Source organism: Streptomyces sp. SID14478 (assembly GCF_010548525.1).
In the GTDB taxonomy this organism is placed as follows: Bacteria; Actinomycetota; Actinomycetes; order Streptomycetales; family Streptomycetaceae; genus Streptomyces.
Genome location: NZ_JAAGMG010000742.1, coordinates 1 through 8,042, shown reverse-complemented (window position 1 = coordinate 8,042; position 8,042 = coordinate 1). Strand labels below are relative to the sequence as shown.

Annotated in this window: 10 protein-coding genes; 4 read left to right on the top strand and 6 right to left on the bottom strand. The window is 73.7% G+C overall.

Going from position 1 to position 8,042, the window contains the following annotated elements:
* The 4 genes from G3I40_RS24750 to G3I40_RS24735 form a co-directional block, all read right to left on the bottom strand.
* Positions 1-589 (bottom strand): acyl-CoA dehydrogenase family protein (locus G3I40_RS24750; protein ID WP_164304327.1); only part of this gene is annotated, 589 nt, incomplete at its 3' end.
* Positions 586-1,770, bottom strand: a complete 1,185-nt coding sequence (locus tag G3I40_RS24745) for an acyl-CoA dehydrogenase family protein (protein ID WP_164304326.1) — start codon at positions 1,768-1,770, stop codon at positions 586-588. The genes G3I40_RS24745 and G3I40_RS24750, both read right to left, overlap by 4 nt.
* Positions 1,767-2,753 (bottom strand): NADPH:quinone oxidoreductase family protein, encoded by a 987-nt coding sequence (locus G3I40_RS24740; RefSeq protein ID WP_164304325.1) that lies wholly within the window; start codon positions 2,751-2,753, stop codon positions 1,767-1,769. The genes G3I40_RS24745 and G3I40_RS24740 overlap by 4 nt, the downstream gene beginning before the upstream one ends.
* A gap of 87 nt (positions 2,754-2,840) precedes the next feature.
* A complete protein-coding gene (locus tag G3I40_RS24735) occupies positions 2,841-3,416 on the bottom strand; it encodes an XRE family transcriptional regulator (RefSeq protein WP_164304328.1) in 576 nt (191 codons plus the stop codon).
* 178 nt (positions 3,417-3,594) lie between these two features.
* On the opposite strand from G3I40_RS24735, the gene G3I40_RS24730 reads away from it, so the two are divergent.
* A complete protein-coding gene (locus tag G3I40_RS24730; RefSeq protein ID WP_164304324.1) occupies positions 3,595-4,611 on the top strand; it encodes an NAD(P)/FAD-dependent oxidoreductase in 1,017 nt (338 codons plus the stop codon).
* 51 nt (positions 4,612-4,662) lie between these two features.
* The gene (locus tag G3I40_RS24725) at positions 4,663-5,571 is read left to right on the top strand and encodes an SDR family oxidoreductase (protein ID WP_164304323.1); all 909 of its coding nucleotides are present in this window, start codon (positions 4,663-4,665) and stop codon (positions 5,569-5,571) included.
* Positions 5,572-5,607: 36 nt separating this feature from the next.
* On the opposite strand, the gene G3I40_RS24720 is transcribed toward G3I40_RS24725, so the two are convergent.
* Positions 5,608-6,039: a PPOX class F420-dependent oxidoreductase gene (locus tag G3I40_RS24720; protein WP_164304322.1), complete on the bottom strand. Its 432-nt coding sequence runs from the start codon at positions 6,037-6,039 to the stop codon at positions 5,608-5,610.
* A gap of 46 nt (positions 6,040-6,085) precedes the next feature.
* Complete coding sequence (locus G3I40_RS24715; RefSeq protein WP_164304321.1) at positions 6,086-6,925, bottom strand: enoyl-CoA hydratase/isomerase family protein; 840 nt, start codon at positions 6,923-6,925, stop codon at positions 6,086-6,088.
* Positions 6,926-7,060: 135 nt separating this feature from the next.
* Here G3I40_RS24715 and G3I40_RS24710 point away from each other — a divergent pair, with 135 nt between their 5' ends.
* Positions 7,061-7,642: a TetR/AcrR family transcriptional regulator gene (locus tag G3I40_RS24710; RefSeq protein ID WP_164304320.1), complete on the top strand. Its 582-nt coding sequence runs from the start codon at positions 7,061-7,063 to the stop codon at positions 7,640-7,642.
* Positions 7,639-8,042: MFS transporter (locus G3I40_RS24705; RefSeq protein ID WP_164304319.1), on the top strand; the 404-nt coding region annotated here is incomplete at its 3' end. The genes G3I40_RS24710 and G3I40_RS24705, both read left to right, overlap by 4 nt.

The following is an 8,042-nucleotide window of genomic DNA, read 5'->3' as shown; positions in this document are numbered from 1 at the left end:
CGGCCGCCAGGGGCCGCGTACGGTCGAGGGAGATCTGCGCTGCGACGGTGACGCCGTCGGCCGTGGCGTCCACCGCGAACAGGCCGCTCGCCGTGGGCACGAGGAACACGTCGGCGGCGCCCGCGTCGGCGACCGCGCCGACCCGCCCGGTGAGTCGCCCGCCGTCCTCCTGTACGTCTCCGAACTCCTGGCCCGGGGCCGCCGACAGCGGCATGGCGAGCGCGCCGACGGTGCGGCCGGTGGCGAGGGAGGCGAGCAGGGTGCCGGCCGCGTCGGTGTCGCAGCCGAGCAGCGCCTCCGTCGCGATGACCGCGCTGGTCAGATACGGGACCGGGGCGACGGCGCGCCCCAACTCCTCCATCACGACGGCGACTTCGCGGTGCGAGGCGCCCTGTCCGCCGCGCTCCTCCGGGACGAGGAGGCCGGCGAGGCCCATGCTCTCGGCGAGGTTCTTCCACAGGGCGCGGTCGAGCGGCTCGTCGCTCTCGACGCGGGCGAGCACGGCGGTGGCGTCGCAGTGGTCGGCGAGCAGGTCGCGGACCACCGCGCGCAGCGCTTCCTCGTCCTCTGAGTAGAGAAGGTCGGTCATCGGGAGAGGTCCTTCCAGGCGACGTCCTTGTCGGTGCGCGGCTCGGGCGGCAGGCCCAGGACGCGCTCGGCGACGATGTTCAGCAGGATCTCGCTCGTCCCGCCCTCGATGCTGTTGCCCTTGGCCCGCAGGTAGCGGTAGCCGGCCTCGCGGCCCGCGAAGTCGACGAGTTCGGGGCGCCTCAGGGTCCAGTCGTCGTACAACAGGCCCTCTTCGCCCAGCAGTTCGACCTCCAGGCCGCTGATCTCCTGGTTGAGGCGGGCGAAGCCGAGCTTCATGCCCGCGCCCTCGGGGCCGGGGTGGCCGGCGACGAGCTGCTGGCGCAGCCGTTCGCCGGTGAGCCGGGCGACCTCGGCGTCGACCCACAGCTTCACGAGACGCTGGTGCAGGTCGTGGGTGCGCAGCTCGGGGCGCTCGCGCCAGGTCTTGACGACGGGGCCGATGAGTCCGCCCTCGCGCGGCAGACGCATTCCGCCGATGGCGACGCGTTCGTTGTTGAGGGTGGTCTGGGCGACCTTCCAGCCGTCACCGACCTCGCCGAGCCGGCGGTCGTCGGGGATGCGGACGTCGGTGAGGAACACCTCGTTGAACTCGGCCTCGCCGGTGATCTGGCGCAGCGGCCGCACCTCGACGCCCGGGTCGGTCATGTCGCACACGAAGTACGTGATGCCGCGGTGCTTGGGCACGTCCGGGTCGGTACGGGCGATGAGGATGGCGAACCGGGCGTTGTGCGCGCCGGACGTCCACACCTTCTGGCCGTTCACCACCCAGGTGTCGCCCTCGCGGACGGCGCGGGTGCCGAGCGCGGCCAGGTCGGAGCCCGCGCCGGGCTCGCTGAAGAGCTGGCACCACACCTCCTCGCCGACCCAGAGCGGCTTGAGCAGGCGCTGCTTCTGCTCGTCGGTGCCGTAGCGCAGGATGGTCGGGGCGGCCATGCCGAGCCCGATGCCGTTGCGCCGCGGGTCGTTGTCGGGGGCGCCCGCGGCCTCCAGCTCGGCGTCCACGACGGCCTGCAGGGCGCGCGGCGCGTCGAGTCCGCCGAGGCCCTTCGGGTAGTGCACCCAGGCGAGCCCGGCGTCGAAGCGGGCGCTCAGGAAGTCCTCGCGGGCCGTCGCGGCCGGCGGGTGCGCGGCCAGGAACTCCTGGGTCAGGGTGCGCAGTTGCGCGGCGTCGAGGGTCATGCGGCGGCTCCTTCCGTACGGGCGTTCAGTCCCGGGATCACGACGACACGGCCCGTCGTGACGCCGTCGGCGACGCGCTGTACGGCGGCCGCGGCGTCGGTGAGGTCGACTCGCTCGCTGACCAGCGGCTTGATGGCGCCGCGCGCGGCGAGCTCGGTGAGTTTCTCGTGGCAGTGCGGGATCAGCCGGGGGTTCTTGGTGGCGTACAGGCCCCAGTGCAGGCCCATGATCGTGTAGTTCTTGACCAGGGCGTGGTTCAGGGCCGGGCTGGGGATCGTGCCGGAGGCGAAGCCGACGACGACGATCCGGCCCTCGAAGGCGACCGTCTTGGCGGACTGGGTGTACGCGTCGCCGCCCACGGGGTCGTAGATCACGTCGGCGCCGCGCCCGCCGGTGGCCTCCTTGACGGCGGCGATGACGTCCTCGGAGCGGCGGTCGATGACGACGTCGCAGCCCAGTTCCTGTGCGGCCTTGGCCTTCTCGGGGCCGCCCACGACGCCGATGACCCGGGCGCCCGCCGCCTTGCCGAGCTGGACGGCGGCGCTGCCGACGCCGCCCGCGGCGGCGTGCACGAGCAGCGTCTCGCCCTCCTGGAGGTGCGCGCGCCGGTGCAGGCCGAACCAGCCGGTCTGGTAGCCGATGTGCAGGGCGGCCGTCTCGGCGTCGTCGAGGGAGTCGGGCGCGGGCAGCAGGGCCCGGCCGTCCGCGACGACGTACTCGGCGAGGCCGCCGTGCGGCAGCGCCGGGTTGGCGATGACGCGGCGCCCGTCCTCGGTCTCGCCGCAGATCTCCACCCCGGGGGTGAACGGCAGCGGCGGCCTGACCTGGTACTGCCCCTTGCACAGCAGCGCGTCCGGGAAGTTGATGTTGGCGGCGCGCACCTTGAGCAGGACCTGCCCGTCGCCGGGCACGGGCCGCGCCACCTCCTCCAAGCGCATCACCTCGCTCGGCTCGCCGTTCTCGTGCACTTGCCATGCCTGCATGCGGGGCCTCCACGGACTGCTGCTCCGGTACCGGGTTCAGCCGCATACTAAGCGGTCGCTTGCCCTCCTGGGAATGCCCCCGCCGGGTCAGTCCGCCGCACCCCGCGTGGGCCGTGCCCGTACGTGCATCCGCTCGCCCTGCGGACCGAAGAGGCTCAGGAATTCGGCGGGCCCCTCACCCGTGGACCCGAACCAGTGCGGCACGCGCGTGTCGAACTCGGCCGCCTCGCCGGGGCCCAGGACGACGTCGTGGTCGCCGAGGACGAGGCGCAGCTTCCCGGAGAGCATGTAGATCCACTCGTAGCCCTCGTGCGTGCGCGGGTCCGGCTCGACCTGCCGGGTCGGCTCGATCACCTTGTACGCCTGCAGGCCGCCCGGCTGCCGGGTCAGCGGGATCATCGTCCGGCCGAAGTGCTGGATCGGCTTCAGGCGCACGCGCGGGTCACCCACGGGCGGGGCGCCGACCAGCTCGTCGAGCGGCACCTGGTGGGCGCGGGCGATCGGCAGCAGCAGTTCCAGGCTGGGTCTGCGCAGGCCCGACTCCAGCCGGGACAGCGTGCTGACCGAGATGCCGGTGGTCTCCGAGAGCCCCGACAGCGTGGCGCCGCGCTCCTTCCGCAGCGCCCTCAGCCTGGGGCCGACGCCCGTCAGGACGGCATCCATGCTCGCTTCGGGTGCGTCGTGCGTGCGGTCCTCTGTGCGGTCCTCGCCGTGCTGCTTCATGAATCCATTGCAGTTTCAGCAAAGGCCTTTGTCAATACGGCAGCGTCGGGTGCACCTTCAGGAACAAGGCGCTTGCCCGCGCTCCCCCGCACTTCTCCGCACACACGAGGTGGTCACCATGCAGGTCGAGAAGGACAGCTACGAGGCCGTGGTCGTCGGCGGCGGCACGGCCGGCCTGTCGGCCGCACTGATCCTGGGCCGCTCCCGCCGCTCCGTGCTCGTCGTCGACGCGGGCGAGCCGCGCAATGCCCCGGCCGCCCACATGCAGGGCTACCCGTCCCGCGACGGCATGCCGCCCGGCGAGTTCCTGGCCGTGGTGCGCCAGGAGGTCGAGAGCTACGGAGGCGAGCTCGTCCGGGGCAGGGTGACGGCGGCCGAGCCCGACGGCTCCGGCGAGTTCCACGTGACGCTCGCCGACGGCCGACGGGTGCACGCCCGCCGACTGGTGATCGCCACCGGCCTGGTCGACGAGCTCCCGGACATCCCCGGCGTCGCCGAACGCTGGGGCAACGACGTGATCCACTGCCCGTACTGCCACGGCTGGGAGGTCCGCGACCAGGCGATCGGCGTGCTGTACGCCAAGGAGGCGGGCACGCACCAGGCACTCCTGTTCCGTCAGCTCTCCGACGACGTCACGCTGTTCCTCGACGGCGCCGACGGGGACGAACTCCCGGACGCCGACTGGCAGCTGCTGGCGGCGGCCGGAGTCGGCGTGATCAGCGGGAAGGTCGGTGGCCTCGTCGTCGAGGACGACCGCCTGACCGGGGTGCGGCTCGCCGACGGACGGCTGTTCGCGCGCCAGGTCCTCGTCGTGCCGCCGCGCATGAAGCCGCGCGACGCCCTGCTCGCCTCGCTGGGCGCCCGCACCGAGGACACCCCCGCCGGGCCCTTCGCCGCCGTGGACCCGCTGGGCCTGACGAGCGTGCCCGGCGTCTGGGCCGTGGGCAACGCCACGGGGCCCGCGGAACAGGTGGTGAACGCGGCGAGCGCCGGGTACCGCGCCGGGGCCGCTCTCAACGCCGAGCTGCTGCACACCGATCTGGCACGGGCGGCGGAGCGGCGCCGCGCCGGGGTCTTCTCCCCTGAGGGCGAGCGGGCGGTGGCCCGGGCCCGCGGTGCGCGCATCGGCGCGTGAAGTGGCGCACGGGCATGGAGGGTTGAGCCCGTACACGGTATCCATGCCCGCATGACGTCCTCCCGCGCACCGCACGGACTGCCCGCCCCTCCCCCGACCGGCGCCTCGGCGCTGCCCCCGGGAACGTATGACGACCGGCTCGTCCTGGTGACCGGGGGCGGCACCGGGCTCGGCCGGGCGATCGCCGCGGAGTTCGCCCGGCTGGGCGCGGCCGTGATGATCGTCAGCCGCAAGGCGGGGCATCTGGCGCCCGCCCGCGAGGAGTTGGCGTCGATCGAGGGCGCCGGGCCGGTCACGGCGGCGACCTGCGACATACGGGACGCGGGGCGGATCTCCGAGGTCTTCGACGCCGCCGCGGCGGCGCACGGCCGGCCGCCGGACGTGCTGGTGAACAACGCCGCCGCCAACTTCCCCGTACCGGCGGAGGAGTTGAGCCCGAACGGATGGCGTTCCGTCGTCGACATCACGCTCAACGGTACGTTCTTCATGACCCGCGAGTTCGGCCGCCGCCACCTCGCGGCGGGCACGCCGGGCTCGGTGATCGCCGTCGGCGCCTCGTACGCGTGGACCGGCGGGCCCGGGTTCGCGCACAGCGCGGCGGCGAAGGCGGGCGTGAAGAACCTGGTGGAGACGCTGGCCGTGGAGTGGGGCCCGTACGGCATCCAGGTCAACGGGCTGGTGCCGGGCCTGATGCCGCACGAGGACATGACCGCCGACATCCGTTCCGGCCTGGACCGCGCCGAGGACCCCGACGCGCGTCAGCCCGCTCTCCGGGTCGGCGCGCCGCGGGAGTTGGGCTGGGCCGCCACCTTCCTCGCCTCCCCCTACGCCCGCTTCGTCAGCGGGCACACTCTCGTGGTGGACGGCGCGAACTGGCAGCGGCGGGACCTGGTGAACGCGCCCGTGACGCCAGTGCGCGAACAGCTGGGGCGCGGGCCGTTCGACGCCGGATCCGGCTGAGGCGTCGGGCCCGGCCGAGGCCGCGGGCGGACGGAGTCAGCCGATGCGCTGCCCGTAGACGTGGTCGACGAACATCGTCATCAGGACCCGGCGGTCCGCGACCATGACCGACCGGTACTCGTCCCAGTCCGGGTGCTCGCCTCCCGCCTGACGGTAGTACGCGACCAGCGCCTCGACCTCCGGGCCGTGCGGGTCGGTGCCGGGTCCGACGAGCGTCACGGAGCCTTCCGCGGTGGCCCAGGCCCGTCCGTCGGCGCGGGTGACCTCCAGGGCGGCGCGCGGGTCCCGGCGCAGGTTCGCCGTCTTGGCGCGGCCTTCGGTCATCGACACGTACAGCGTTTCGGTCGCCCGGTCGTAGAAGGGCGTGACCGGCGAGAGTTGGGGACGTCCGTCGGACTTGAGGGTGGCGAGGACCCCGATCCGGCTCTCCGCGAGGAGGGCGCGCGGGTCGAACGATGCAGTGGTCATGGCACCATCATCGACCCGCCTCGTCCCACCCGCACCGGCGCCCCCGTCAGGCGCCCCGGAACTCCGGCGGCCTGCGCCGGGCCCGCGCCGTGAAGCCCTCCGTGGCGTCCTGGGAGGTGAGCGTGAGCGCCGCGCTCATCGCCACCCGGTCCAGGGCCGCGTCGAGCCCGGCGTCGGCGTACGCGTCGATGTCCCGCTTGACGGACTGCACCGCGAGCGGCGCGTTCGCCGCGATCTCGGCCGCCACGTCACGCGCGGCGCGCTCCAACTCCTCCCCGGGGACGACCTGTTGGAGCAGGCGGAGCCGGTACGCGGTGTCCGCGTCGATGCGCCGTCCGGTGAGCGCGAGGAACTTCGCCCAGCCCGCGCCCGCCTCGCGCGCGACCCGCAGATCGCCTCCCGCGTCCACGGCGACCCCCAACTGGGCCTCGGGCAGGGCGAACACGGCGTCGTCGGCCGCGAGGCGCACGTCCGCCATCAGCGCGAGTTCGAACCCGAAGCCCAGGCAGTACCCCTGCACCGCGGCGACGACGGGCTGCGGCAGCCGGGCGAACGCGGCGAACCGCTCGTGCACCCAGCGGATGCCCTCGTAATAGGCGTGGCTGCGCGCCGAGCCGCTCTCCCCCTCGATGCCGCTGCCCGGGGCGGTCACGTCGATGCCCGCGCAGAAGGCACGGCCCTCGGCCCGCAGCAGGACGACGCGGATCCGGTCGTCGAACCGGATCCGGTCGGCCATGACGCCGAGCTGCCGACTGGACTCCCAGCTCCAGGCGTTCAGCTTCGCCGGGCGGCACAGCGTGAGCACACCGAGGCCGCCCTTCTCCACGTCCAGGCGCAGACGTTGCGCGTCGCCCCCGGGGATTTCGGTGTCGGTCGTGTCGATCATGCGACCCCCTGCCGGTCGTCGGCCGTGCGGCGGTACTGGCGGCGCGCAGCGTAGCGGCGATCACGGCCACCTTGAAGGGCGGCACCGCCCGGACAGCGAGTAGACACTGTCTACCCGATCAGGTAGACAGTGTCTATGCAGACCGAGAGCAGCACGACCCTGCGGGACCGCCTCGTCGACACCGGCGTGGCGCTCGTGGACGCCCACGGCGCCGCGGCCCTGTCGCTCCGGGAGATCGCCCGCGGCGCGGGCGTCTCGCACGGCGCGCCCCGCCGCTACTTCCCCACGCACCTGGACCTCCTGTCGGCGATCGCCCGGCGCGGGTTCGCTGACCTGGGCGCTCGGGCGAAGGAAGCGGTCGGCGCGGCCGAGCAGGAGCCGCGCGGCCAAGTGGCCGCGCTGGCCCGCGCCTACCTGCAGTTCGCCGCGGACCACTGCGGCATGTACGAGCTGATGTTCCGTCACGATCTGCTGGAAAGCGGCACGTTGGGGCTGCGCGAGACCAGCCTGCCGCTCTTCGGCATGCTCGTGGACCTGGTCGCCGCGGCCCGCCCGGATGCGGAACCCGGCGTCGTGGCGGGCGCGTTGTGGGCGAACCTGCACGGGGTGGCACAGCTGTGGGGCTGGGGAAGTCTGCAACTCGCCGTCGGCGCCGACGACATCGAGCCGCTCCTCGCCTCGGTGCTCGACGCCCATCTGGGCCCGGCGGCCCGATGAGCCCGCGCGCGCACCGCCGCGTCACGCTCGCCGGCAGCGTCGTCGGCGCCGTCCTCGTCGCCCTGGACGGCACGGTCCTGACCATCGCCCTGCCCGCGCTCCAGCGCGACCTGCACACGTCGTCGGCCCTGGCCCAGTGGACCAGCACCGCCTATCTGATCGTGGTGGCGAGCCTGCTGGTCTTCGCCGGGCGGCTCGGCGACCGGTACGGGCACCGGCGGCTGTTCGCCTGGGGCATGCTCGGGTTCGCGGCCGCGTCGGCGGGCATCGGATGCGCCCCCGGCATCGGCTGGGTGATCGCGCTGCGCGTCGTGCAGGGCGTGTGCGGCGCGCTGCTGCAGCCGGCGACGCTGGGCATGCTGCGTGCGGCGTACCCGCCGGACGAACTGGGCATGCCGAT

Bases quoted from the DNA above. Each gene is read 5' to 3' on its own strand.
- G3I40_RS24745 (WP_164304326.1), bottom strand. From the start codon at position 1,770: ATGACCCTCGACGCCGCGCAACTGCGCACCCTGACCCAGGAGTTCCTG.
- G3I40_RS24740 (WP_164304325.1), bottom strand. From the start codon at position 2,753: ATGCAGGCATGGCAAGTGCACGAGAACGGCGAGCCGAGCGAGGTGATG.
- G3I40_RS24735 (WP_164304328.1), bottom strand. From the start codon at position 3,416: ATGGATGCCGTCCTGACGGGCGTCGGCCCCAGGCTGAGGGCGCTGCGG.
- G3I40_RS24730 (WP_164304324.1), top strand. From the start codon at position 3,595: ATGCAGGTCGAGAAGGACAGCTACGAGGCCGTGGTCGTCGGCGGCGGC.
- G3I40_RS24725 (WP_164304323.1), top strand. From the start codon at position 4,663: ATGACGTCCTCCCGCGCACCGCACGGACTGCCCGCCCCTCCCCCGACC.
- G3I40_RS24720 (WP_164304322.1), bottom strand. From the start codon at position 6,039: ATGACCACTGCATCGTTCGACCCGCGCGCCCTCCTCGCGGAGAGCCGG.
- G3I40_RS24715 (WP_164304321.1), bottom strand. From the start codon at position 6,925: ATGATCGACACGACCGACACCGAAATCCCCGGGGGCGACGCGCAACGT.
- G3I40_RS24710 (WP_164304320.1), top strand. From the start codon at position 7,061: ATGCAGACCGAGAGCAGCACGACCCTGCGGGACCGCCTCGTCGACACC.